General features: G+C 66.5%; 25 protein-coding genes and 1 tRNA gene. 11 read left to right on the top strand and 15 right to left on the bottom strand.

The window, feature by feature from the left end; all coding sequences use genetic code 11:
• Window positions 1-14: 14 nt before the first annotated feature.
• Genes HNR11_RS11125 through mptB (HNR11_RS11120) form a run of 3 tightly spaced genes read right to left on the bottom strand, consistent with a single transcriptional unit; the run spans window position 15 to window position 4,949 of the window.
• Entirely contained in the window at window positions 15-1,457 is a 1,443-nt protein-coding gene (locus HNR11_RS11125) for a glycosyltransferase family 87 protein (RefSeq protein WP_343050661.1), read from the bottom strand.
• Window positions 1,454-3,097: a polyprenol phosphomannose-dependent alpha 1,6 mannosyltransferase MptB gene (gene mptB, locus HNR11_RS14105; protein WP_343050660.1), complete on the bottom strand. Its 1,644-nt coding sequence runs from the start codon at window positions 3,095-3,097 to the stop codon at window positions 1,454-1,456. Before mptB (HNR11_RS14105) ends, HNR11_RS11125 begins: the two co-directional genes overlap by 4 nt.
• On the bottom strand, window positions 3,087-4,949 hold the full coding sequence (gene mptB, locus HNR11_RS11120; protein WP_179442331.1) for a polyprenol phosphomannose-dependent alpha 1,6 mannosyltransferase MptB: 1,863 nt from the start codon (window positions 4,947-4,949) through the stop codon (window positions 3,087-3,089). Before mptB (HNR11_RS11120) ends, mptB (HNR11_RS14105) begins: the two co-directional genes overlap by 11 nt.
• Before the next feature lie 70 nt (window positions 4,950-5,019).
• Here mptB (HNR11_RS11120) and orn point away from each other — a divergent pair, with 70 nt between their 5' ends.
• Entirely contained in the window at window positions 5,020-5,634 is a 615-nt protein-coding gene (orn, locus tag HNR11_RS11115; protein WP_343050659.1) for an oligoribonuclease, read from the top strand.
• 105 nt (window positions 5,635-5,739) lie between these two features.
• Window positions 5,740-5,815 (top strand) — tRNA-His (locus tag HNR11_RS11110).
• A gap of 100 nt (window positions 5,816-5,915) precedes the next feature.
• On the opposite strand, the gene HNR11_RS11105 is transcribed toward HNR11_RS11110, so the two are convergent.
• A complete protein-coding gene (locus tag HNR11_RS11105) occupies window positions 5,916-6,134 on the bottom strand; it encodes a hypothetical protein (protein ID WP_179442329.1) in 219 nt (72 codons plus the stop codon).
• A 493-nt stretch (window positions 6,135-6,627) separates the two neighbouring features.
• Between HNR11_RS11105 and HNR11_RS11100 the strand changes: the two genes are divergently transcribed.
• The 4 genes from HNR11_RS11100 to HNR11_RS11085 all read left to right on the top strand — a co-directional run bounded on the left by HNR11_RS11100 (window position 6,628) and on the right by HNR11_RS11085 (window position 10,597).
• The gene (locus HNR11_RS11100) at window positions 6,628-7,533 is read left to right on the top strand and encodes a DUF4190 domain-containing protein (RefSeq protein WP_179442327.1); all 906 of its coding nucleotides are present in this window, start codon (window positions 6,628-6,630) and stop codon (window positions 7,531-7,533) included.
• A gap of 145 nt (window positions 7,534-7,678) precedes the next feature.
• Window positions 7,679-8,014, top strand: coding sequence for an MmcQ/YjbR family DNA-binding protein (locus HNR11_RS11095; protein WP_179442325.1), 336 nt, complete (start codon window positions 7,679-7,681; stop codon window positions 8,012-8,014).
• A 223-nt stretch (window positions 8,015-8,237) separates the two neighbouring features.
• Window positions 8,238-8,597 (top strand): hypothetical protein, encoded by a 360-nt coding sequence (locus HNR11_RS11090; RefSeq protein ID WP_179442323.1) that lies wholly within the window; start codon window positions 8,238-8,240, stop codon window positions 8,595-8,597.
• A 170-nt stretch (window positions 8,598-8,767) separates the two neighbouring features.
• The gene (locus tag HNR11_RS11085) at window positions 8,768-10,597 is read left to right on the top strand and encodes an AMP-binding protein (RefSeq protein ID WP_179442321.1); all 1,830 of its coding nucleotides are present in this window, start codon (window positions 8,768-8,770) and stop codon (window positions 10,595-10,597) included.
• A gap of 204 nt (window positions 10,598-10,801) precedes the next feature.
• On the opposite strand, the gene HNR11_RS11080 is transcribed toward HNR11_RS11085, so the two are convergent.
• Together HNR11_RS11080 and HNR11_RS11075 are read right to left on the bottom strand one after the other, a co-directional pair.
• Entirely contained in the window at window positions 10,802-11,524 is a 723-nt protein-coding gene (locus tag HNR11_RS11080; protein WP_179442319.1) for an ABC transporter permease, read from the bottom strand.
• Window positions 11,525-11,588: 64 nt separating this feature from the next.
• A complete protein-coding gene (locus HNR11_RS11075; protein WP_179442317.1) occupies window positions 11,589-12,473 on the bottom strand; it encodes an ABC transporter ATP-binding protein in 885 nt (294 codons plus the stop codon).
• A 148-nt stretch (window positions 12,474-12,621) separates the two neighbouring features.
• Here HNR11_RS11075 and HNR11_RS11070 point away from each other — a divergent pair, with 148 nt between their 5' ends.
• On the top strand, window positions 12,622-13,767 hold the full coding sequence (locus HNR11_RS11070; RefSeq protein WP_179442315.1) for a sensor histidine kinase: 1,146 nt from the start codon (window positions 12,622-12,624) through the stop codon (window positions 13,765-13,767).
• On the top strand, window positions 13,764-14,366 hold the full coding sequence (locus HNR11_RS11065) for a response regulator (protein WP_179442313.1): 603 nt from the start codon (window positions 13,764-13,766) through the stop codon (window positions 14,364-14,366). Before HNR11_RS11070 ends, HNR11_RS11065 begins: the two co-directional genes overlap by 4 nt.
• A 105-nt stretch (window positions 14,367-14,471) precedes the next feature.
• On the opposite strand, the gene HNR11_RS11060 is transcribed toward HNR11_RS11065, so the two are convergent.
• From HNR11_RS11060 to HNR11_RS11050, 3 genes are all read right to left on the bottom strand, one after another.
• Window positions 14,472-15,002 (bottom strand): DUF1697 domain-containing protein, encoded by a 531-nt coding sequence (locus HNR11_RS11060; RefSeq protein ID WP_179442311.1) that lies wholly within the window; start codon window positions 15,000-15,002, stop codon window positions 14,472-14,474.
• Window positions 15,003-15,012: 10 nt separating this feature from the next.
• Window positions 15,013-16,020 (bottom strand): universal stress protein, encoded by a 1,008-nt coding sequence (locus HNR11_RS11055; RefSeq protein ID WP_179442309.1) that lies wholly within the window; start codon window positions 16,018-16,020, stop codon window positions 15,013-15,015.
• Window positions 16,021-16,119: 99 nt separating this feature from the next.
• Window positions 16,120-16,353: a zinc-binding dehydrogenase gene (locus HNR11_RS11050; RefSeq protein ID WP_179442307.1), complete on the bottom strand. Its 234-nt coding sequence runs from the start codon at window positions 16,351-16,353 to the stop codon at window positions 16,120-16,122.
• A gap of 238 nt (window positions 16,354-16,591) precedes the next feature.
• Between HNR11_RS11050 and HNR11_RS11045 the strand changes: the two genes are divergently transcribed.
• On the top strand, window positions 16,592-17,659 hold the full coding sequence (locus HNR11_RS11045) for a universal stress protein (protein WP_179442305.1): 1,068 nt from the start codon (window positions 16,592-16,594) through the stop codon (window positions 17,657-17,659).
• A gap of 13 nt (window positions 17,660-17,672) precedes the next feature.
• Window positions 17,673-18,131: a pyridoxamine 5'-phosphate oxidase family protein gene (locus tag HNR11_RS11040; RefSeq protein ID WP_179442304.1), complete on the top strand. Its 459-nt coding sequence runs from the start codon at window positions 17,673-17,675 to the stop codon at window positions 18,129-18,131.
• 22 nt (window positions 18,132-18,153) lie between these two features.
• Here the strand turns inward: HNR11_RS11040 and HNR11_RS11035 are convergent, their stop codons facing one another.
• Both HNR11_RS11035 and HNR11_RS11030 read right to left on the bottom strand, forming a co-directional pair.
• A complete protein-coding gene (locus tag HNR11_RS11035; RefSeq protein ID WP_179442303.1) occupies window positions 18,154-18,411 on the bottom strand; it encodes a PLD nuclease N-terminal domain-containing protein in 258 nt (85 codons plus the stop codon).
• Window positions 18,412-18,489: 78 nt separating this feature from the next.
• Window positions 18,490-18,945, bottom strand: a complete 456-nt coding sequence (locus HNR11_RS11030) for a BON domain-containing protein (protein ID WP_179442302.1) — start codon at window positions 18,943-18,945, stop codon at window positions 18,490-18,492.
• 158 nt (window positions 18,946-19,103) lie between these two features.
• On the opposite strand from HNR11_RS11030, the gene HNR11_RS11025 reads away from it, so the two are divergent.
• Window positions 19,104-19,454, top strand: coding sequence for a DUF2200 domain-containing protein (locus HNR11_RS11025; protein ID WP_179442301.1), 351 nt, complete (start codon window positions 19,104-19,106; stop codon window positions 19,452-19,454).
• Between the two features lie 72 nt (window positions 19,455-19,526).
• Here the strand turns inward: HNR11_RS11025 and HNR11_RS11020 are convergent, their stop codons facing one another.
• Genes HNR11_RS11020 through hpaH form a run of 4 tightly spaced genes read right to left on the bottom strand, consistent with a single transcriptional unit; the run spans window position 19,527 to window position 24,492 of the window.
• Window positions 19,527-21,002: an NAD-dependent succinate-semialdehyde dehydrogenase gene (locus HNR11_RS11020; RefSeq protein WP_179442300.1), complete on the bottom strand. Its 1,476-nt coding sequence runs from the start codon at window positions 21,000-21,002 to the stop codon at window positions 19,527-19,529.
• On the bottom strand, window positions 20,992-22,926 hold the full coding sequence (locus tag HNR11_RS11015) for an FAD-binding monooxygenase (protein WP_179442299.1): 1,935 nt from the start codon (window positions 22,924-22,926) through the stop codon (window positions 20,992-20,994). Before HNR11_RS11015 ends, HNR11_RS11020 begins: the two co-directional genes overlap by 11 nt.
• 10 nt (window positions 22,927-22,936) lie before the next feature.
• Window positions 22,937-23,722 (bottom strand): HpcH/HpaI aldolase family protein, encoded by a 786-nt coding sequence (locus tag HNR11_RS11010; RefSeq protein ID WP_179442298.1) that lies wholly within the window; start codon window positions 23,720-23,722, stop codon window positions 22,937-22,939.
• A complete protein-coding gene (gene hpaH / locus HNR11_RS11005) occupies window positions 23,707-24,492 on the bottom strand; it encodes a 2-oxo-hept-4-ene-1,7-dioate hydratase (protein WP_179442297.1) in 786 nt (261 codons plus the stop codon). The genes HNR11_RS11010 and hpaH overlap by 16 nt, the downstream gene beginning before the upstream one ends.
• Between the last annotated feature and the right edge of the window lie 20 nt (window positions 24,493-24,512).

The raw sequence follows: 24,512 nt of genomic DNA, 5'->3' as shown, positions 1-24,512 counted from the left end.
CGCAGGCCCTCGGCTCACCAGCGCAGCCTCAGTGAGGTCTTCCGGCCCAGGCCAGGCAGGCCGAAGACATCGGGGTGTCCCCCGGTGACTCCGCCCAGCGGGTCGGTCAACACCGGGTCGGTCAACACCGGGGCCGCCGTGGCCGCCGTGGCCGGCGCCGGACCCCGCGCCGGCTCGGTGGGCTGGTGGGCGCTGCGCGCGACGTCGTCGTCCTGCCCCGGTCCCTGCACGGCCGGTGCCGGGGACCGGAGGATGTCCTTCTCGGGGTCCAGGATCTCGCGGACCACCTGGACCATCAGGTAGATCAAAGTGGCCATATGGGCGAGTATCCCAAGGTGGTAGGCCCAGTCGATCAGCTCGGTGCCCCCGGCGAACTCTCCGCCGGAGGTGATCTTCGCGCTCATCATCCACACCGAGACCCAGTGGAAGACTTCTGCGGCCTGCCACACCAGGTATCCGCGGACCTTGGGGCGGGCCAGCACCAGCAGCGGGATCAGCCACATCACGAACTGCGGTGAGTACACCTTGCCCAGCAGCAGGAAGCTGGCCACGATCAGGAAGCACAGCTGCGCCATCCGAGGCCGGGTCGGCGCCGCCCAGCCGAGGTAGGCCACGCCGAGGCAGCACACCAGGAAGAGGCCGTTGGAGAGCAGGGAGAACCCGGCGCCGTCCAAGGGCAGCCAGGTGAAGAACAGCCACACTGAGGAGAAGCTGACGTCTCGCTCGGAGGAGAACCGGTAGAAGGTGGACCACTGCTCGAACTGCAGGATCATGAACGGCAGGTTCACCGCCAGCCAGGTGAGCGCTGCGGCGAGCGTCGTCGCGGCGAAGCAGCGCAGCCGCCCGCTGCGCAGGCAGAGCACCAGGATCGCGCCCAGGAAGAACAGCGGATAGAGCTTCATCGCCGCGCCCAGGCCGATCAGCACACCGGCCCAGATCGGATGCGACCGGCCCCAGAGCAGCAGCGCGAGCGCGCCCAGGAACACCGCCCACATGTCCCAGTTGATCGAGAGCGAGAGGATGATCCCCGGCGCCAGGGCGACCATCAGCGCGTCCTGCCGGCGATTCCCAGCGGTGGAGTAGGCCGTGGCCAGCACCACCCCGAGCCAGCACAGGACCACGGCGAAGTGGTTGAGGTCGTAGAAGGCCAGGATGCGCTCGTCGGTGATGCCTTCCCCGGGGACCAGCAGGGCGAGCACTCCGGCGACCATCACCAGCAGCACCGGGTACTCCATGACCTGATCGGCTGGGACGTCGTCGACGAAGGGGAACAGGCCCTCGGCGAGCCCGCGCTGGCTGAACAGCAGCGAGAAGTCGGAGTAACACATGTGGATGTGCTGGTCAGGGTCGGTCCAGCCGTTGACCCGGCACCATTGCACCGCCACCACGGAGAGCGCAGCGCCGAGGGTGGTGGCGGCGAGCAGCAGCCAGAGCAGTCGGGAGCCGGGGAGCTTCACGGGGTGTCCTTCTCGTAGATGTCCTCGGCCGCCCAGGAGGTGCGCGGCGGGGTCAATCCTCTCAGCCGCTGCCACCCGTGCTGCGCATTCCAGCGCTGGGAGCGGCGCCGCATGTCGAAGAAGTCGGTGGTGTTGGGGTCCAGGAAGACCACGTAGATCAGGTACAGCGTCACCACGGTGATGGCGATGGTGTGAATCGCTGCCGCGTCGATCCATTGCGCCACCGAGAGCTGCCCGACCATGGAGAGCAGCACCATCACGGTGAAGACCGTGGTGACCAGGACCAGGACTCGTCCGCGGTAGACATGGACCACTGCGTAGAACGGCAGCAGCCAGAGCAGGTACCAGGGTTGGATGATCGAGGAGGTCAGCACCACCAGGGTCAGGCCGTAGCCGGCCCAGAGGACCGGGTTCCCGACGGCGCGGCGCAGCAGCATCCACGCGAGCACGCCTCCGGCTGCGGCGCGGGCCAGGGTGTAGATGATCTGCGTGACCCTGGCGGCCTCGACTCCGGTGAGTGCTTCCGCGGCGGCGCCGATCCCGATCCCCAGCAGCCCCACCGGGGCGGCCTGCAGCACTGCGGCACCCGCACCGAGCGCGGAGGCGATCCAGCCCAGCCCGATGCCCAGCGCCGCGCCGCCGGCGATCAGCAGCACAGCGGCCGCGGTGCCGCCGATCGCCCATTCGCGGAACCGGTCTCGCAGCGCGGCGGTGTCGCGCAGCGGCAGCAGCAGGATGAAGGGCAGCACCACCATCGCGATGGGCTTCACCGCGATCGCCGCGACCAAGAACACGATGCACAGCAGGCGTTTCCTCCGCAGCCCGGCGAGCGTGCCGGCGAGCATCAGCCCGATCATCAAGGCGTCGTTATGCGCCGCCGGGATGAAGACCAGCAGGGTCAGCGGGTTCAGCAGGCACACCCAGAGCGCCCAGGAGGGCTCCGAGCCGAAGGCCTTCGCCAGGCGCGGGATGCAATAGAGCATCAGCGCGATCCCGAGCAGTGAGAGCGCCCGGAACATCGCGATCGCGACCTCGGGGATCCCCCCGGAGAGGAACCAGACCAGCTGCGCGAGCACCAGGAACAGCGGACCGTAGGGCGAGGGAGATTCCGCCCAGAGCCCATCGGCTCCCTCCATGAACCAGCCGGGCAGCTCCGAGACGCCATGTTCATAGGGATTGAGCCCTGCGTGCAGCACCCGGCCCTGGGCCAGGTAGGAGTAGACGTCGCGGGAGAAGATCGGCAGGGTGAACATCAGCGGCGTGGCCCACATCAGCAGCGTTCGGCGCATCAGCGGTGTGGTCCGGGCGGACCAGGAGCCCACCCGCTGTGAGAGTCGCAGCCAGGATCGCAGCAGCAGCAGCGCTCCCAGGACCAGCAGCACCGTACAGGTGATGACTCCCGCCGTCGTCGTGCGCAGCGGCAGCAGCACCGGGTTCAGCGCGAGCAGCGACTGCGGGGTCATGGCCAGCCAGCCGACCCCCCAGGACCCGAGCATGATCATGATCGAGGCGAGCAGGCCCTGCCGTGCGGTGTGTGAGGCGGCGGCCTCCTCTCCGCCGATCAGCCAGGCGGTCGGTGGCCACTGGCCCAGGAAGGACCGGGCGCGCAGCGCGTTGCGTGAGACGGGATTAGCGCGCACCGGGGGCGCTCTCCTCTCCCGCGGGTGCGGCGCCTGGATTCTTCAGCGGTGAGCCGCCGGACTTACCCCGGGCCGCGGGCGCGGTGACAGCCGCGGGACTTCCGGCTTCGGCGGGACTGGCGGCCGCGCCGTCGTCGTCGGTGTCTTCAGTGGTGTCTTCGGTGGTGTCTTCGCGCGGGCTGGATCGTCGTCCCCGCAGCCGGGGCCACTCCCAGCGGACTGAGGGCAGTCCCCAGCCGTCCCAGAGGACCCAGCGGGTCTGTCGGTCCAGCAGGGCCAGCCAGACGATGCAGATCCAGGAGACCGCTATTGAAAGCGCGATCATCTGCTGATCCAGTCCGAGGAACTGGTAGATCGAGAGTTGGTCTGAGGCGCCGAAGGCCAGGAAGAAGGCGATGGTGAACACCACCCACTTGAACTGCCAGTCTTTGCGGATCCCGGTGATCGCGAAGAGCGGCAGCAGCCACAGCAGGTACCAGGGCTGGATGATCGGTGAGAGCACCACCAGGGCGGTGAACGCCCAGACCATGCGCTGGACGACGAACCGCTCATCCCCGCGGAACATCAGCCAGAGCACCACCGCCACCGAGAGGATCCGCCCGGCCACTTTGAAGATCTCCAGGGTCCAGCCGCTGTCCAGGCCGAAGGAGCGCAGCAGGGTGCTCAGCCAGCCGTCGGCGATCCCGATCGGGGACCAGAAGACGCTGCCGGTGCCGGTGCCGGCGAGCACCGCGAGCCAGCCGAAGCCGTAGCCCTGCAGAAGGCCGATGCTGACCATGACCGCGGCGGCGATGCCGGCGGTGAGGAACCAGTAGCGGAACTTCCGGGACCAGGAGGCGCCGGGGCCCGCCCAGAGCAGCCCGATGAAGGGCAGCAGCACGATGGTGATCGGTTTGATCCCGATCGAGACCACCACCAGCAGCGTGGCGAGCACTCCCCTGCCATGCGCTGCGGCGTAGACCCCGGCCAGCGCGAAGCCGACCATGATGGCGTCATTGTGGGCGCTGGAGATGAAGCTGATGATCAGCAGCGGGTTCGCCAGCGTGATCCACTGTGCCCGTGCGGGGTCGACCCCGTGCAGCCGGGCGAGCTTGGGCACGAAGATCATCATCATGACCACTCCGCCCACGCAGGCGAGCCGGAAGAGGAAGAGCGCGAGGTCGGGACTGTCTGCGCTGACGCTCATCACCGCGGCCTCGAGCCAGAGGAACAGCGGACCATAGGGGGTCTCAGATTCAGCCCAGAGGATGTCTGTGCCGAGCTGGAACCAGTTGTTCAGGGTGGAGACCCCGGTGGTGTAGGGGTCCTGACCGGCCAGCACCAGGCGTCCCTGGTTGAGGTAGGCGAAGACGTCGCGGGAGAAGATCGGGATGGTCACCAGCTGCGGGAGCGACCAGAGCACGACGGCGGCGTTGACAGTGCGCAGCGATCCTGCGGGCCAGTGCTTCGACTGATCCGGGTCCTCCAGGACGCGACCCAGCCGCAGCCAGGCGCGCAGCATCACCCAGCACCCCAGGGTCAGCGCGATCGTGGCGACGACGACGCCGGCCGGTTCGGTGCGGAAGGTGATGATCCACGGCTGACGGGACAATGGGGAGACGCTGACCAGCCAGCCGACGCCGAAGGATCCCAGCAGCACCAGCATCGAGCCGAGCAGGCCTTCGAGAAGCGGGGACCAGATGCTCTTGGGGCGGGTGGAGGAACGCAGGATGTGCAGCCAGATGTCCCGCTTGCGCGGCCGTCCAGCAACAGGGTCGGTGGTCGCGGTGCGGGCGGGGTTGCCGAGCCCGAGGGGACCCTCAGCACCTCCCAGTGCGGGGCTGTTCTCGGTGGCTCCAGCCTCAGCGCTCATCGCCTTTGAATTTATCACCACTGCCCGGGCTGACCCCGGTGCCTGAACGGCTGTCGGTAGAGTACGAACCGTGACTTCCCAAGAGACTGAGACCAACGCCTCATCCAGCTCCACCGCGCAGACCCGCCCCGGCGGCTCCTGGGCCGGCCGGATGGTCTGGATCGACTGCGAGATGACCGGCCTGGACCCGGACCACGACGTCCTGGTGGAGATCGCGGCCCTGGTCACCGACGCCGAGCTGAACATCCTCGGCGAGGGCGTCCAGGTGGTCATCACCCCCGACCCGGCGGAACGGATCGAGACCATGGCCCCGATCGTGCAGAAGATGCACACCGCCTCCGGGCTGTTGGAGGACCTCCGGCACGGGGTCTCGGTGCAGACCGCGGAACAGCGCGTGCTGGAGTACATCAAGGCGTGGATCCCAGAGGCGGGGGTCGCCCCGCTGGCTGGAAACTCGATCCACGCGGACAAGGCCTTCCTGCGTGTGGCCATGCCGGATCTCATAAAGCACCTGCATTACCGGCTCATCGACGTCTCCACGATCAAGGAGCTCTCCGCCCGGTGGTACCCGGAGGCGAAGAAGTCCGCTCCGGCGAAGACCGGAAATCATCGGGCACTGGGCGACATCCGGGACTCCATCGAGGAGCTGCGTCATTACCGTCGGACGGTCTTCAAACCGAGCTGAGACGATTTCCGGATTCCCAGGAGATCTGTGTAGACTGATCTGCGTTGCTTTCAGCCCTTCCGGGCTGATGTGCAGCGACTCCGAAGCCGGTCACGGCTTCACATGGTGGGCGTAGCTCAGCTGGTAGAGCATCGCGTTGTGGTCGCGAGGGTCGCGGGTTCAAGCCCCGTCGCTCACCCCATGGAACGGCCCTGGTCATCTGACCAGGGCCGTTTTCCGTTGTTCGCTTCCTGTGGCGGGCCTCATCTGGTGGGCTCTGCCGTGCGCACGCGCGGTCCTGACTAGGCGGCAGGTTCCCGGCGGCGCCGCTGTTCATTGATGCTTTCCACGGCTTCCAGGGCGGCCCTGCCTGCACGCGCGGCAGTGATGATGTCCTCGAAGGCTGCATAGGAGCTGCCCAGATCTCGCGCCTCCCGCGCGGCGTGGGCCTCCAGCCGATACTTGTCCACGTCCAGCAGCGCCAGGTGCGCCTGCTTCTCCAGTTGGGCCCGAGTACTCATGTCGTCGCGTCCCTCCACCAGTGATTGCAAATGGTCTATGGGTTACGTCTCTCGGGTGGGGTGCGTTCAACGCCGGGGCGAAGTTTCTCAGAAATCTTCCCTGCGCCCGCGTCGACAGTCACTCCTGAGGTCAGTCGCAGATTCCGGCCGCAGCGAGCTCTGAGGGCTTTCTGTGTCATCGATCCCGGTTCAATCCTGTATCGACTCTCCAGATCAATGGTGTCTCGCTGCTGTGTCGCGGGACATGTCAGAGGCTTTGTCTACTATCGCGGCAAGAACAAACTCAGAAGTCCGGCGGCGCAGCTCAAAGGGTGATCCGCACGGGTTCAGCGGCTATCAGACCCGGCCTACAGAGATGAATCGCCGCCTGATGATGTTGTTTTGTTCGAGTCTTGTAGTTCTCTCCCCCGCGCCATAATGTGAATAGCCAGGGGGAGCAGAACTGTCGAAAAGTAAACCGTATCTGAGCGTTCACTCGCGCCGAGAGGAAATCATGTCTGCACCGACCCACGAGTACCCCTATCCACCACCTCAGCAGCAGCAGCACGCGCCTTCCAGCAAAGGACTGGGGATCGCAGCCATGGTGGTCGGCATCGTCGCCATCGTGCTGAGCTTCATTCCTGTCATAGCGGGTGTGAGCTTCATTCTCGGACCCATCGCCGTCGTGCTGGGCACTATTGCCTTTGTCAAGCGCCGGGGCCGTGGCCAAGGTATAACAGGTGTGATCACGGGGGCCCTTGCCGTGCTGATCGCCATCATTGGGTTTGCTTTATTCGGGGCGTTCATGACGGCTGTGGACGATGAGATGCAGAGCACCGAAGGTTCTGACACCGCCGAAGCCGACACCTCGGAGGAAGCCGAAGCCACTGTGGCGGAAGAGGAGGCGGCCGAGGCAGAAGAAGAGAGCGAGGCTGCCCAGGCTCAGGAGGATGAGGGTGCAGAACCCACCCCCGCCGAAGATGCCGGCGATGAAGGTTCGCGCGAGAATCCCCTGCCCATCGGTGAGACGGTCTCCAACGAAGACTGGGAGGTGACGATCAACAGCGTCACGCTCAATGCCGACGACCAGATCGCCGCAGAGAACGAGTTCAGCGATCCGGCCCCGGAGGGCTCTAGCTACGCTCTCATCAATATGACCGCCACCTACTTGGGCGATGAATCTGAGGTCCCCCTGCTGGGAACCGAAGTGGCCTACGTCTCTGGCAGCGGCGAAACCGTCAGCGCCTTTGACCAGCTGGTGATCGCGCCCGATGAGTTTGATTCCGCCACCGAGCTGTACAACGGGGGCACCGAAGAGGGCAACGTCGCGCTCGCCGTTCCTGAAGGCGATGAGGATGGTGCGCTGCGTGTGCGCCTTGGATTCGTGGACACCGAGGATCACTTCTTCGCAGTTCAGTAGTCAGCTCGGTTCCAACCCACGGAGGCCCCGCTCAGCTTCATCGTGCTGAGCGGGGTCTCCCTGCGCACTACCAGTCCCCAGTTATGGCTGAATGCCCTCGGACTCGCCACACTGGTCACATGATCCGCTGTGATTCGGTCTCGGCATGACTACCGAAGAGGATGTCCGCCGCCTGGCACTGGAGCTTCCGGAGGTCATCGAACGGCCCTCCTGGGGGACCCCGGGGTTCTACGTCCGGGGCAGGATCTTCGCTCGAATACACGAAGCCCCGGGGATCCTGATCTGTTGGCGCAGCAGCTTGGAGGAACGTGAAGCCCTGCTCCAGTCAGACCCGGTGAAGTTCTTCACCACGGATCACTTCCGCGATCACACCAGTGTGCTGGTGCGCCTGGATCATGTTGATGCGCAGGAGCTGAGAGAACTGCTGCAGGAGGCATGGGAGGCCCGCGCTCCGAAACGCCTTCGCGACCATCTCGGCTAGCCGACCGCCTGATCCCACCGGCTGAGTTCACCGGCTGAGTTCACGTCCGGAGCCCTTCTCAGGGCACCTTCGCGACGCCCGCAGCGCACCCCTGGAGGGTGCGGCACCGCTCCCCCGTCGTGCCGCCCAAGACCCGGATGCGAATCCGGTCGGCTTCGCTTTCGCAGCAAATCGACCTCGCGTCGTGCTCACCGAACTCTGCTGACTGCGTAGGGTTGCGTCCATGGACCTTCTCTCTGCGAACTGGCTGGCTGCTGGCGCGATCACCATCCTGGCAGTTGCTGCCGTGGTGGTGGCCATCGCGCGGGGTCACCTCGGTCGGGACGCCCGGATCACTGCCTCCCACCGACCCGGGACCATCACGCTGACCAGCAGCATCGACGTAACAGTCGTCGCCATTCTCAACGAGCGGGACAGCCTCGCGGAGGCCCTGCGGCGTGAACCGGTGGAGCTTCCGATCACGCTCACGGCCGGAGAACCGTTCACCCTGACCTACCCAGCCTCCGCAGAACGCCCGCCACGCAACGTGCTGCTGCGGCTGAAGGACGGTGCGATCAAGCACGTGGACCTCCCCCGGGTCTGACCCGGGCCGGTCACGTCCCGTGACCTGCGGCTTCACACGTCGTCGTCAGGTTTCGGCTGTGAGCACACGCCAAGCCAGGCAGGATACGCTTCCCGAGGCGGTGATCGGCAACCGATCACTAACTGGGCATCGCTTGCCCGATAACGCGTCACCAGACCGGGAGGAACTCCGTGCAGGAAATCGCGATACCGGCGCTCGTCGACGTGCCGTCCGAGATGAACATCACCGATCTGCTTCAGCAGCAGCGCAGCGAGGACCCTGACAACATCCTGTTCACCCGACGCGATGCCGCCGGTGGCTGGGTGGACGTCTCCGCTCAGGATTTCCATGCCGATGTCACGGCGCTGGCCAAGGGCCTGCTGAAGCACGGCGTGGCAGCCGGAGACCGGGTCGGGCTGATGTCCGCAACCCGGTACGAATGGAGCCTGCTGGACTTCGCGCTCTGGTACGCCGGTGCGGTCTCGGTGCCGGTCTATGAGACCTCCTCCGCGTCACAGCTCGCGTGGATCGCCGAGGACTCCGAGCTCAGCCTGGTCTTCGCCGAGACCCCAGAGCACCGGGAGACCATCCTCGAGGGGTTGGCGAGCTCGGGACTCCCGAAAGCTCCGGACGTGCTGCTCATGGAGACCAGTGTTCTTGATCAGCTCCGGGACGCTGGGCGCGCCGTCACAGATCAGGTATTGGAAGCCCGGCGGGCCGCCGCCGTCGGCGAGGATCTCGCGACCATCATCTACACCTCCGGCGCCACCGGTCGTCCCAAAGGCTGCGAGCTGACCCACGCAAACTTCGTGGAGCACAGCCTGCAAACCCTTGCCGCCATGGACGGGGTGGTCGGAAAGCACTCCTCCACCGTCTTGTTCCTCCCCATGGCCCATGTCTTCGCCCGGTTCATCTCCGTGATCTTCATCGCCGCAGGCGGACGGGTCGCACACACCCCCGACATCAAGCAGCTCATCGAAGACCTGGGTGTGATTCGTCCGACCTTCCTGCTCGGGGTTCCCCGAGTCTTTGAAAAGATCTACAACGCTGCGGCGCTGAAGGCCGAGGGCGACGGCAAGAAGCGGATCTTCGCGGCCGCGGCAGACACTGCGGTGGCCTGGTCCCAGGCCACCGCAGACGGCGGCGCCCCACTGGGCCTGCGCCTGAAGCACGCGCTGTTCAGCAGACTGGTCTACTCGAAACTGCGTCGCCGGATGGGTGGGAACGTCACCCATGCGTTCTCCGGCGGCTCACCTCTGGGTGAACGTCTGGGTCACTTCTTCCACGGCGTCGGCATCCAGATCATCGAAGGCTACGGTCTCACCGAGACCACGGCCCCCGTCACCGGAAACATCCCGTCCGTCTACCGGATCGGCACCGTCGGCATTCCGCTGCCGGGCAACGCCGTCCGGGTCGAGGCCGACGGCGAACTGCTGGTCCGCGGCAGCAGCGTCTTCCGTGGCTACCGCAACCGGCCCGAGCTCAACGCCGAGTCCTTCTCCACCGACGGCTGGTTCTACACCGGGGACCTCGGACGCCTCGACGAGGCGGGACGGCTGATCATCACCGGACGCAAGAAGGAGATCCTGGTGACGGCCGGCGGGAAGAACGTCGCCCCGGCACAGCTGGAAGACGCCATCCGTGCAGACCTGCTGGTCTCCCAGGCTGTGGTCGTCGGAGACGGAAAGCCCTTCATCAGCGCGATGATCACCCTTGACGGAGATGTCATGCCTGCGTGGCTGCGCAGCAAAGGACTGGACCCAGACACCTCGATGAAGGAGCTCACCGAACACCCCGAGGTCCTCGCGCACCTGCAGGAGGTCATCGACTCCACCAATGCGAGCGTCTCAAAGGCAGAGTCGATTCGCAGCTTCACCGTGCTCGAGGACGACTTCACCATCGATTCAGGGCACCTGACACCTTCGTTGAAGATCCGCCGTGCCGAGGTCATGCATGACTTCCAGCGGGTCGTGGAGAACCTCTACGAGAAGGCCGCAGCCCGCGCCAAGCGCCACGGATAACAGAGCATCAGCGGGCTCGGCCCGGGTTGCTGGTGACACGGTCCGCCTCCAAGATCCGAGGGACCCGTTGGTCAGGACCGCGACTGTATTGCCATCACATGACACGGCATGACAAGAGCGTAGGCACCGGAGTGATGGTGGCTCCCGTGCCTACGCCTGAGGACGACGGCGGGGCCGCTCTCCCCCTCAGCCTCAGCGTGAGTCTCAGTGCCGTGGTTCCCAGCGGAAGAATCGCTTGGCCAAGATCACCCCGATGATGACCCAGGCCAGGGTCGGGGGCAGCAGCAGGAGATTGTCGATCAGGTCGGTGCCGCCGTTCCAGGCATTGATGGTCAGCTCGGTCGCCGCACCACCGGGCAGCGCTCGCTTGAGCATGCCCAGGTCCTCGGTGCCGGTGAACCCGATCCAGAACGCGATCGCGGAGGTGCCCATGGTGACTGGCAGCGTGGTGACCTGCGCGTGCTCTGGTGAGGTGGTGATCCCGGCGGTGGCCAGGGCCAGGCCGAGCATCATCAGCACCAAGGACAGCCCGGAGAGGATCAGCAGCGGAATCTCTGCCGGTGCCTCGGTGAGCACCGCGAGCACGGCAAGCACCGCAGTGACCTGGATGATCCCGATCAGCGCTGGGGGTCCCAGGATCCCGGCCAGCGCGACGGGGTCGCTGACCGCGGTGGAGCGCAGCCGCTTGAGGAACAGAGTCTGCCGGCGGGCGGCCAGGGTGGTCACGGCGGTGGAGTACAGGCCCATGCTGATCAGGATCATCATGAAGGCCCCGGCGAGAAATCCGATGCCGGTGGGGACCTGGCTGAAAGCGTCGCGCTGGGCGATGAAGAGCAGGCTCAGACCCACGGGGATGACGGTGGCGCTGAAGAAGACCATCCGGTTGCGAATGATCTGTCGCAGCTCGCTGCGAGCGATGGTGAGCATGTGAGACTCCTTAGATGGCGTCGTGGGTGAAGGGAGGCGTCGTGAGTGAGGACAGGTGTGCGGGTCAGTCGCGGGTGATCGAGCGGAACACGTCATCGAGCCGGGTGGGTCCCGCGGCGAGGTCGCGCAGCTCGGTACCCGTCGCCTGAGCCCAAGACAGCAGGGTGTGCAGGTCCTGCTGGAGTCCGTGCGTCTCGATGAGCAGGGTGCCGTTGCCGGTGTGAGAGCTTTCCAACGGAAGCTGCGGGGCGTCCATGGGAAGCTGGAAGGTGATCGTGCCGGGCAGGGTCTGGGTCAGTTCTGAGACGGTGCCCTGCATCCGGAAGGTCCCTTCGTGCATGAGTCCGATCCGGTCCGCACGCTGCTGAGCCTCTTCCAAGTAGTGGGTGGTCAGCACGATGGTCGCGCCGTCTTCACGGAGCCGGTCCACCACGTCCCAGAGGTCGTCGCGAGAGGCCACGTCCAGACCAGTGGTGGGCTCATCCAGGAAGACCAGCTCTGGTGACCCGTAGATGGCGGTGGCGAAGTCCAGTCGGCGCTTCTCACCACCGGAGAGGGCGGAGACCCGGGTGTCGGCCTTGGTGGTGAGTCCGACGACGTCGAGCACCCGGCTGGGATGATCACGGCGCCCGGTCAGGCCCCCGATCAGGGTCACGGTCTCCATGGCGCTCAGGTCAGCGGCGAAGCCACTGTCCTGGAGCATGATGCCCATTCGGGGGCGAACGGCCTTGCGGTTGCGCGGGTGCTCACCGAGGATCGAGACCTTGCCTGAGGAGGCGGTGCGGTGGCCTTCGATGACCTCCAGAGTGGAGGTCTTGCCGGCGCCGTTGGTGCCGAGCAGGGCGTAGAGTTCGCCCCGTCGGACATCGAAGGTGAGGTCTTTGACAGCGTGGAAATCGCCGTAGCGGACGTTGAGGCGTTCGACGTTGATGACGGTGTCTGTGTTCATGCTCCTATTCCACGCCTGGGCGGGCCGACGCGGCAGTCATAGATTGTCAGCAGCGACCATGACGTTTTGTCACTGCCGGGCGGCAGCCGGATCCGAGAAGATGAAGGACCATGAGAACTCATAAGACCGGACTGCGAGGAACGAGCTGATGTCATCGACCTCTGTCGAGGCGCAACGACGCATGCACCGTGCCACGGTGCTCACCACTGTGGTGGCCATCGCGCCGGTGGCTCTGGCGATCGTGGCGATGACCTCAGACTCGTGGCGCGAAGGAATCGGCTTCAGCCTAGGGATCCTCCTCACGTTCCTGGTGCTGCTGGAGTGGAACCCGCGGGATCATCCGGTCTCCACCAGCCTGGCGCTCGCCTTCTCGTTCCTTGTCTGGATCGTCTGCGCGGTGCTGGCGTTGAATCCGGTGGCGTTCTTCGGAGCCGCGATGCTCAGCGGAGTGTTGATACCCCAGATGCGCCAGAGACAGCTGGTCTGGATCTTCGGACTCGGGGTGCTGATCGCTGGGATCGGCTGCCTCTATCTCCTGAGTGAACCCGTGACCTGGATCGACGTCACCCGATACGTCCTGGTGCCGGGCGGGCTGAGCGTGTTTGTCGCCGCCGTGCTGCTCATGATGCGGGGCTACTGGCGGATCCTTCAGGACCTGGAGACCGCCCAGGAGGCGGAGGCTGAACTGGGCATCATGCGGGAGCGGATGCGCTTCGCCAGCGACCTCCACGACATCCAGGGGCACACCCTGCACATGGTCAACCTCAAGGTGGCCCTGGCCGAAGAGCTGCTGGCGCGGGATCCGGAACGGGCAAGAGTCGAGCTGCGCGAGGTCTATGACCAGGTCGATGAGACCATCCGAGAGACCAAGAACCTCGCCTACGCCCAGCGCAAGCTGAACTTCAGCGCCGAGCTGGAGAACGCGAAGAATCTTCTCGAGGCGGTCGGGGTCCGGGTGCGGATGAGTCGGCATGGACAGATCAGGGCGGGTCTGGATGAGCTCCTGGGCCAGGTGCTGCGCGAGACCACCACCAATATCCTGCGCCATGCCGATCCCACCGAGGTGCAGATCCGGATCTCCGAAAGCGAGATGGTCGTGTACAACGACGGCGCGGCGGAAGGCCCACTGCCACCGCTCAGCGGGCTCTCGGTGCTGCGCCAGCGTGTCGCCGACGCCGGAGGTCGGCTCCGCGTCGAGCAGGCCTCCGGGACGTTCAGCACCTCCGCCAGCTTCCTGGATGCGGGGTCACTCACCCCCGAGGCTGAGTCAGAACCGCAGCGGAGCGCGACGTGATCCGGGGCCTTCTGGTCGACGACGAGGCGCTGCTGCGCTCGGCACTGGCCGCGCTGCTGCCGTTGAAGGCCGAGATCAGCGTGGTGGCCGAGGCCGCTGACGGGGCGGGCGCCGTCGCCGCGGTGCTGGAGCATCGTCCCGATGTGGTGGTGATCGACTTGGAGATGCCGGGGATGGACGGTCTCGCCGCGGTGGAACGGATCCGAGCGGAGAACCCGGAGCAGGTGGTGCTGATGCTGACCCGCCACGCTCGTCCCGGGGTGCTGCGCCGGGCGCTGAAGCTCGGGGTCCGTGGGTTCGTGAGCAAATCCGCACACCCGACGATGATCGCCGAGGTGATCGAGACGCTGCACGCCGGCAAACGCTGGATCGACCCGGACATCTCCGCGCTGGCGGTGGTTGATGACTCTCCCCTGACCGAGCGGGAGCTCGACGTGCTGCGCGAAACCCTCCACGGGTCCTCCGTGGCTGAGATCGCCGGTCGGCTCTACCTGGCCGAAGGCACGGTGCGCAATTACCTCTCCAACGCGATGCAGAAGACCCAGACGCCGAATCGCCGGGAGGCCGCGCGCTACGCACGCTCCCGGGAGTGGCTCTGAGCCTGCAGCCCACCCCCCCCCGGGTCAACCCCGCCCGGAAGCTCGAGGCCACCTGGCGGAACGGCGCACCCCGGGAGCCAGCCGGCACGGCCAAGAGCGGCCGCATCAGGCACCCGCCAGCTCGATGAGCCGGCGCACCGTGTTGAGGTTCCGCGCGGTCCCGGTCACCCCCAGCGTCCTGGAGATGGCGAGCTCCTTCATCTGCGGCGCGCCCGCTCCCTGCGCGTAGCGCAGGTGCATCTCGCGGCCGATCACTTGCCACCGGTCGTCCCCGGTCTCCAGCGCACTGGCTGCCCGCACCGCGTCAGGCGTCGGTGATGCCTGCAGAAAGGTGATGTAGGAGAACCGGGGGTCGATCACTTCGAAGGGGTGGGCCTGTAGGGCATCGAGCACTTCATCATGGGATCGACTGACCACCTCGCGGAAGAAGCCGAACCGTGCCTGCACCGCGGCTTCAAGCGCGCGATCGAAGTCCTCAGGCAGGCCGGGCGGGATGCAGAGCAGGTTCCCGGAGGCGATGTAGCTCGAGACCTCGGCGGCCCCGAGCGACTCCGCCAGGGCGCGCCACTGGGCCATCGGAAGCTTCGCCGTGCCACCGACGTTCACGGCCCGGACCAGGATGATCCTGCGAGTCACGGCGGACAGCTCACCTGGAGGTCACGGGCTGGTCCTGAAGCCGCTTGTCCTGCAGATCCGGAACCACCATGACCGGTCCGGCTGCGCGCAGCAGCACACCTCGCGAGACCGAGCCCATCAGCGCTCCGGTGAATCCGCCCCGCCCTCTGGTGCCCACCACGGTGAGCTGGGCCTCTCGGGTCTGCTTGGCCAGCAGGGCCACGGGGTCACCGGGCTTCACCGCCGCGGTGACATCCAGCGCGGGGAAGTGCGTCTTGACCCAGCGGGTCTCCTCTTCCAGGGACTTCTCCAGCTGCGTCTTGCGCCGGTCGGTGACACCCTCATCCGTCGAGTCCAGCTCCGGGTACCAGTCGAGCCACCCCTCCAGAGACGGCAGCGCGAGCAGCATGTGCAGAGTGACGCCTCGGTTCAGCGCCGACTGCGCCGCCTGGAGCACTGCGACCCGACTCGGTGCCGAAAGGTCGATCCCGACGACCACCGGACGCCGGTCACGTCCGGCGGTGAAACGTTCGGCACCCTCGGACTCGTTCACCTCGTACTGCCGGGTGACCACCACCGTCGGGCAGTGGGCGTGGGCGGGCAGCGCCGTGGAGACCGAACCGAGCACTCGCCCCAGGAAACCTCCTCGACCCCGGGCACCGACCACCGCCAGCTCCGCCACCGTGGAGAGATCCACCAGCACTCCCGCCGCATCCCCGCGTTCGGTCCGGTAGATCACCTTCCCCGGATAGTGCTGGAGATACTCTCGGGCCTCGAGGAGCACCTTCTTGGCCGCAGCGACGGCGACCTCGGCCTCAGACTTCTCCGGCACCGCGGCCAGGGTGGTGTAGATCCGGGCGGGCACGCTGAACGCGCTGACCACCGTGAGCACCCTCCCGCTGCGCTGCGCGGCGAGGGCACCGTAGTGCAGAGCGAGAAACGACTGCTTGGACCCGTCGAATCCGACCAACACCCCCAGGTCACGGGTTGCAGGATCGAATGCGACAGGTCGGGGTGCTGTGTACGCGTCGTTGTCCATGACCAACCTCCACCGGGGGTCTGACGACATCGAGGCGAGCGACGCCCCCACTGTTGGAATTCGTCCGCCTCATTCTTGATCCTATTCCGGTGCCCCAGATCAGGGAACCACCACAGCGCGACCACGCAGTTCGCCGTCGTGAAGCTTGCGGTAGGCCTCGGGGGCCTGGTCCAAGGAGTAGAGTTCGATCTCCACCGCCAGCTGACCGTTCCGGGCGAGCTCGAGGACCTCTACGAGCTCCGGCCGGGACCCCCGGTTCCGGCCACCCAAGGGAGTCGGAACCTCGCGCACATCGGGGGGCTGCCCGATCGTCACATACTGCAGAGCCTTCATGGTGACCCCTCCCGGTCTTTCGGTTCACTCTCTGGTGCCGTTGCCGACCCGAGAAGGGCCGAAAGTCCTTCTGACTGGCGGAGAGAGACCAAATCACCCGCAATCCTGCTCGAGATTGGCCTGACTCATCAGCATTCCCAAGCTGCTCTAAGCTGTTTCCTCACCTGGATCCTGAAGGGTGTTCTCTGCAGGGTCTAAAGACCCTAGATTTCTCGATTAACGGACGTACCGTGAGGCCATGAACTCTTCACATGCGCACGACGACTCTTCACACGAGCAAGACACCGACCGGGATCCTGGCGTCCTGGTCGGCCTGGACGGCTCGGCCGCCAGTGAACGCGCCTTCCGCGCCGGGCTGAGGATCGCCCAGCAGCGAGGGCTTCCGATGCGCCTGGTCGGCACGTTTCCTCGTCCCGTCGTGACCGACGCCTACTACGTCCCGACGATGGAGGAGTACTTCGAGACCGTGGTGCAGGAGGTGCACAAGATGCTGCGTGGCTATGCCGCGCAGGCGGAGAAATCCGGGGTCACAGTCACCACCCGAGCCGTACAGGGTGACCCGAGCTCGGAGCTCCTGGCGGAGACTCGATCCGCCCAGGTGGTGGTGGCGGGCAAGCGCGGACGCAATCGCTTTGCCGGCCGAGTTCTCGGCAGCGTCTCAGCCAAGCTGGCCGCGCACGCTCACTGCCCCACCCTGGTGGTCCCCGAGAAGTGGCACAACGAGTCTTCCACCGAGCTGCTTGCTCCCGCCCAGGACCTCCCTTCGGAGAAGTCCGGTGCGGCGGAGCCGCTGCGTCAGGTGGAGGAGTCGCACCCGAGATCCCATGAGCGGCGCCACTTCGCCAATGTGACGCGGGACCTGAACTTCGACTCTGAGATCGTCGTCGGGATCGACGTCGAGACCGAAGCCAAAGAGGTCCTGACCCTGGCGGCACAGGCCGCTTCCTTGTTGCAGAACCCGCTGACGCTGGTCTCTGCGGCGCCGCTGAACGCGCAGGGACACTGGTACCCGAACACCGTGGAGCACAATCTCGAGATCCCCAACCTGCGACGCCCCTACACCGAGCACCTGCAGCAATCAGCAGACCGGGTCTCTGCGGAGTTCCCGGAACTTACTGTCCGGTGGCAGTTCTTCGACGGCTCCCCGGCCGGGGTGCTCTCGGAGGCCTCGCGGACCGCTGCACTGGTCGTGCTGGGCACGCGAGGCCACGGAGGCTTCTCCGGACTGCTCCTGGGCTCGGTCAGCCAGGCAGTGCTCAATCGCGCAGTGTGCCCGGTCCTCGTCGTCCCGACCCGCGGACGCTGAAGGGGGACCCGCCGTGATCCTGGAACACGCCGACGGCGACCCGATCCTGGTGCTGGATGAGGATCAGATCTGGGCACTGCTGGAACGCAGTCGATTCGGGCGCCTCATCGTCGTCCTGGGCCAGCGAGCAGATGTCTTTCCGATCAACTACGCAACGGCCCCCGACCGCAGCCTGATCTTCCGCACGGCGCCGGGTACGAAGCTCGCCAAGCTCGCCATCAACGAGGACGTGCTCTTCGAGACCGATCAGATCTCGGAGGACACCGCCTGGTCCGTGACGGTGCGCGGGACGGCGCAGTGGCTGCAGAGCTCCACTGAGATCGAGGAGGCCGAGCAGCTTCAGCTGCGTCCCTGGGTGCCGACCTATAAGGACAACTACGTTCGGGTGATCCCTTCCGAGGTCAGCGGTCGCCATTTCCAGTTCGGACCACATCCGGAACGGGAGCTCGGAGAGGGAACCGGCAGCGGCTGATCAGTGGATGATCCCTGGCTGATCAGTCAGTGCGCCGGCCTTTGAGGAAATAGGCGATCGGGCCGACGTAATTGATCCCGATGATGCCCGCCCAGATGCTCTTCTTGCCGTTGACCTGATGGGCGGGCCGCCGGGCGAGATCGATCCAGGCCGTCACCGCCAGCGAGATCTGCGCCGCGGCGAGCGCCATGGAAAGGGCTCGTCGTTCGGGGCTCATCTGTTTCCACTGCTTCTTGGTGTGCTGGTTCTTGCTCAGCCGTTTCTTCGCCCGCTTGCTCATGAAGCACTCCTTCTCACGGTTCCACTCAGGAATTCCTACGCAGGCACACGCGCTCCCGCCAGGCTCAAGCTCCGCAGATCATGACGGGCGTACCTCGAGACGGTTCTCGATCGCGGTCACACCTGGGGAGATCCACGCGGCGAGGCCCGCCTGCCGTTTCTCAGCCAGAGACTTCACATGGCCGGTCAACACGGCGATCCGCCCGGTGATGGTGACGATCACGTGGTCAGCATCGATCTGGGGGTCGCGGAAACAGGCGTTGCGCAGCCGCTCTTCAGCGTTGCGCAATGGGGTCCGGGCGGCGGTGGCAATCAGGTTCTGCACCGATTCCACTCCGGTGGCCCGGCGCGCGGCCAGCTCTGCAGCATCGCGCTGGTAGATCCAGTCGACTTCACCCTGCAGGATCACGCAGCGGTCGTGGACCTGCGCGGTCACAGACCCTTCGGGGAGCTCGGAGATCCGTCTGAGCTCTGCCTCTACTGCGCCTGTGAGCAAGGCGCTGGTACCAGTCTGTGCCACGGCTGCGGTCTGCATCGGCGATGTCCTCCCACCCTTGGACCGGTGCTGCACGCGATCGCGTGCCCGGAACCACTGTGCTGCGTGGGTCACACAAGGTCGTAGGGCCATTAGTCCCACCGAGCTCAGGAGAGGAACGCTGGGACTGGATGCTTCGGCAATGAGAAGCTTGGGATATGACGAAGCACCGGATCTACACGATGAGTTTCGCCAGCGTCTACCCGCACTACGTGGCCAAGGCCGAGCGCAAGGGGCATACCCAGGCCGAAGTGGATGAGATCATCTCCTGGCTCACTGGGTACTCCGCGGAGCAGCTGCAGACGGTGCTGGCCGAGGAAGTGGACTTCGAGAGGTTCTTTGCCCAGGCCCCGGCGATGAACCCGAACCGCTCCCTGATCACCGGGGTGATCTGCGGGGTCCGGGTGGAGGAGATCGAGGAGCCGCTGATGCGCGAGATCCGCTACCTGGACAAGCTCATCGACGAGATGGCCCGGGGCAAGAAGACGGAGAAGGTGCTGCGCGGCTGAGTTCTCGGCTGAGTCTCTGGCAGAACCCTTGATGAGCTCTCGGCGGTGAAACCCCCGGTGAACCTGCCCGGATCAGGGCCAGTCCACGCTCAGGTACTGCACCTCGGTGAACTCCTCCATGCCGAATCTGCCACCCTCACGCCCGATCCCGGCCTGTTTGACCCCGCCGAACGGAGCGCTGGGGTCCGAGACGATTCCGCGATTGACCCCGACCATCCCGACCTCCAGCCGCTCGGCGATCTTCATCGCGGCCTGCAGCTTCCCGGCGTAGACATAGCCGGCAAGTCCGACCTCCGCGGCGTTGGCGAGTTCGATCACCGCATCCAGATCAGTCCACGCCACCACGGGTGCCACGGGTCCGAAGATCTCCTCGCGGAGGATCTCGGCGTCCGTGGGCACCCCGGTGAGCAGAGTCGGGGCGAGAAAGGCCCGGTTCAGGTCCTGCGGCAGGTGTGCCTCGGCGGCGATCACCGCACCCTGCTCCCGGGCACCGCGGATCAGTTCCCTTATCTGCTCGGCCGCCTGCTCGGTGATCACCGGACCGATCTCGGCGCCCCCGGCCGGGTCGCCCACACGCAGCGCGGCGATCCGGGCGCCGAACTTCTCGGTGAACTCCCCCAGCACGTCCTGGTGCACGTAGAAGCGGTTCGCCGCGGTGCAGGCCTGACCACCGTTGCGGAACTTCGCGAGCATCGCCCCGTCCACTGCGGCGTCGACGTCAGCGTCGGCGGTCACGATGAACGGCGCGTTCCCGCCCAGCTCCATGGAGGTGTTGACCACACGCTCGGCGCATTGGGCCAGCAGCCGCCGCCCGACGCCGGTGGAGCCGGTGAAGGAGAGCTTGCGCACCCGGTCATCGGCGAGCCAGGCGCTGACCACCCGGCTGGCGGAGCTCGACGCCGCCACCTGCACCACCCCTTCTGGCACGCCGGCTTCGGTGAGGATCTCGGCGATCGCGAAGGCGGTCAGCGGGGTCTCGCTGGCGGGCTTGAGCAGCACCGAGCAGCCGGACGCCAGGGCGGGGCCGATCTTGCGAGTCGCCATTGCGGCCGGGAAGTTCCATGGCGTGATCAGCACCGCGACCCCCACCGGGTGCCGGGTCACCACGTTCCGGACTCCCCCGGCCGGCGCCTCGGTGTACTCACCCGGGGTGCGCACGGCCTCCTCGGCGTACCAGCGGAAGAACTCCGCGGCGTAGCTGACCTCAGCAGCGGCGTCGGCCTTCGACTTTCCGTTCTCCGCGACGATCAGGTCGCGCAGCCGCTCGGCCTGCTCCTGCATCCCCCGATACGCGGCCATGAGCACCTCCGAACGGTGCCGCGGCGCCGTGGCGCGCCAGGTCCGGAACCCCGCCTGGGCGGCGTCGACCATGGCGGCGGCCTCTTCGGCAGAGTGATCACGGACCCGGTCCAGCACGGCTCCGGTGGCAGGATTGCGCACCGGCAGGCCCAGGTGCTCTGGCTGCTGCGTGGTGTGCGCCGCGGTGTGCTCCGGCGGGTGGACGGCCGGGCTGTCAGCGGCGGACTGGGCGGTGTTCTCAGGGTGCATCGGTGGCCTCCAGGAAGATTCCGGCGAAGAAGTCTGCCAGCGCCGAGGTGTCGGTCAGCGGCAGCACATGGGCGACGTATTGATCCGGGCGCACGACGACGACACAGCCCTCCCGGCTGATCCCGCGCTCTTCGAAGATGTCGTGTTCCGGGTTGATCCCGAAGATCCGGTCCCTGGCGGTGAGCCCGAAGGGACCCACCGTGGGCAGGAAGGCCCGCGGGGCGTCGGTGACGTCGAACTTCTCATGTGTCTGCTGGTAGATGACCTTGATGTCGAAGAGCGAGTCCTCGTCCTGCGCCGGCGGGCTGTGGCGCCGCACCGGGGAGGCTGGGTCGGTGTGCACCCAGTGCGCCCAGTGCGCCAGCGCCGAAGGTTCAGCCGTGTGCGGTGCTCCGGGCGCCGGGGCGTCGGCGAAGGCGTAGATCCGCCACCGCCCGTCTGCGGCGGCAAGGTGCCCCAGCTGCAGCGGGTTGCCGTCGCTGACCCGGTTGACCAGAGCCGACTTGAATCGTTTGCCCACCGGGTAGCCGGTGGCGAGCTCCTGGTGGGTGGCCTCACCGGTGATCATCGAGGGGGTGTACTCGGTCATGAACCCGGCCGGGAACTCGATGGTCTTGACATAGAAGTCCTCCAGCGAGGAGGGATCCTCCATCTCTTCAGGCTTCTGCGCCATCAGGGTGGACCACTGCTTGTCGAAGTCGATGAGGTTCTGCGCGATGACCTGACGCTCCGCGGAGTAGGTGCTCAGCAAAGTGGCGGGGCTGCGACCGGTGAGCACCTGACCCAGCTTCCACCCCAGGTTGAAGCCGTCCTGCATGGACACGTTCATCCCCTGGCCGGCCTTCGCGCTGTGCGTGTGACAGGCGTCCCCGGCGATGAAGACCCGGGGATCACGCTGACCGGCAAGCTCGGTGGGCACGTCGTCGAACCTGTCCGTCACCCGGTGTCCGACCTCGTAGACGCTGTGCCAGGCGACGTGCTTGACCTCCACCGTATAGGGGTGCATGATCCGGTTGGCGTTCTCGACGATCTCCTCCACGCTGGTCTTGCGGACCTGGGCGCCCTCCCCCGGCTGAACCTCCCCGAGGTCCACATACATCCGGAACAGGTGCCCGCCCTCGCGCGGGATCAGCAGGATGCTGCCGCCGGAGCGGGACTGGATGGCACACTTGCGCCGGATATCGGGGAAGTCGGTGACGGCCAGGACATCCATCACGCCCCAGGCGTGATTCGCCCGGTCCCCCTGAAGGGTACGACCGATCGCGGCGCGGACTCCGCTGCGGGCCCCGTCGGCACCGAGCACGTACTTCGCCCAGACGGTGCGCTCGGCACCCGCCCCAGCCGTGGAGCCGGCACCGGCACCAGCGGTGCGGCGCAGGGTCACCTCCACCGGGTGCTCCCCGGACTCGTGCACGGTCAGTCCCAGGAACTCCCAGCCGAAGTCGGGGGACATCCGGGAGGGCGAGTTCGCCATGGACTCCCCGAAGTAGTCCAGCACCCGCGCCTGGTTGACGATCAGGTGTGGGAACTCACTGATCCCGTGCGGGTCATCGGCGGGGCGCGCGGTGCGCACGATGTTCTGCGGTGCCTCCGGGTCGGGCTTCCAGAACGCCATCTCGGTGATGTGGTACGCCTCATTGGAGATCTCATCGGCGAAGCCGAAAGCCTGAAAGGTCTCCACGCTGCGGGCCTGGATGCCGTCGGCCTGCCCGACCTCGAGCCGACCCGGCCGCTTCTCGATGATCCGGGTCTGGACCTGCGGGAACTGCGCCAGCTGCGCGGCGGCGATCATTCCGGCCGGGCCGGTTCCCACGATGAGCACGTCCATGTGCTCCGGAAGCTCCTGCGGCCGGTCGAGTCCGACCCCGGCGGGCGCCTGGACCCGGGGGTTCTGTGAGACGTAGCCATGATGGTGAAACTGCATGAATGACTCCTCAGTCTGCGGTGCGTGGGATGAAGTCCGCGGCGAGCTGCTCCGAGCCGCGCGCCACCAGCGAGACGTCGGCGCCCACGAGCACCCAGTCGGCGCCGGCCTCGAGGTAGTCCCGGGCGGCGGCTGGGTCGAAGGCGTTGACGCCGGCGGTCTTGCCGGCGCGCTTCGCGGCGGCGAAGGTGGTCTTCACGGCCTCGATCACCCGGGGGTCGGTCTGGCGACCCAGCAGCCCCATCGAGGCGGCGAGATCGCTGGGACCTGCGAAGATCCCCGCGACCCCGGACACCGCCGCGATGGCCTCGGCGTTCTCGACGCCCTCAGCGGTCTCGATCTGGAGGTAGACGCTCACCTGGGAGGCGGCGTCCTGAAGGTAGTTCTGCACCCGGTTCCACCGACCCGAGCGAGCCAGTGCGTTGCCGATTCCGCGCTGCCCGGCCGGGGGGTACGCAGCGGCGGAGGCGACCGCGCGAGCCTGCTCGGGGGTGGAGATCATCGGGACCAGCAGGTTTTGAACCCCGAGGTCCAGCACCTGCTTGATGGTGACCGGGTCTCCCGAGGAGACCCTCACCAGCGGGGTCAACGGGTACCCGGAGAGCGCGTGGAGCTGGGCTAGCACGGACTCCAGCCCGTTGGGAGCGTGCTCCGTATCGATGAGCACCAGGTCCAGTCCGGAGCCGGCCATGATCTCGGCCATCACCGGGGAGCCGGAGCAGACCCATCCCCCGATCAGCGGGCGGTCAGCGGCGTCGAGCACCCGGTCCAGGGTGGGGTTCAGTTGAAGCGGCATGTCAGGGTTCCTAGTTCTCCGTAGTCGCAGGTCACGGTGTCCCCGCGTTCCACCCACATCGGTCGGGTGAAGGATCCGGCGAGTATCAGCTCCCCGGCGGCGAGGCTGTCTCCATGGGAGGCAAGCTTGTTCGCCAGCCAGACCACGCCCATGGCGGGATGGTTCAGCACGGCGGCGGCCACGCCGGACTCCTCGATGGTCTCGTTGCGGTAGAGCAGCGCGGAGACCCAGCGCAGGTCCACCGCGTCGGGGGCCACCGGGTTGCCGCCGTAGACCATCCCGCCCATGGCGGCGTTGTCGCTGATCGTGTCCACGATGGTCCGTCCGGTCATCTCGATCCGACTGGAGAGGATCTCTAGGGCGGGCACCACGTAGTCGGTGGCGTCGAGCACGTCGAAGACCGTGATCCCGGGACCCTGCAGCGGCTTGCCCAGCTTGAAGGCGAGCTCCACCTCGATCCGGACGTTGGAGAACCGGTCATGGTCGATCACCGAGCCGTTCTCGAAGACCATGTCATCGAAGATCGCCCCGTAGTCGGGTTCGGTGATCCCGGTGGCCACCTGCATCACCTTGGAGGTGAGTCCGATCTTGCGGCCCACCATCCGGCGCCCGGAGGCGACGGCGCGGCGTCGCCATTCGTTCTGCACCGCATAGGAGTCCTCGATGGTCATCTCCGGGTACCGGGTGGTCAGCAGCGGGATCATGCTGCGCTGCGCCTCGGCGGCGGCGAGCTCATCGGCAATGGTGGTGATCTCATCTGGTGTCAGCATCGTCATCTCCTGGTCTCTGG

The organism is Nesterenkonia sandarakina, assembly GCF_013410215.1.
GTDB classification, from domain to species: Bacteria; Actinomycetota; Actinomycetes; order Actinomycetales; family Micrococcaceae; genus Nesterenkonia; species Nesterenkonia sandarakina.
The sequence above is the reverse complement of the archived record's forward strand: the minus strand, read 5'-3'. Positions and strand labels throughout refer to the sequence as shown.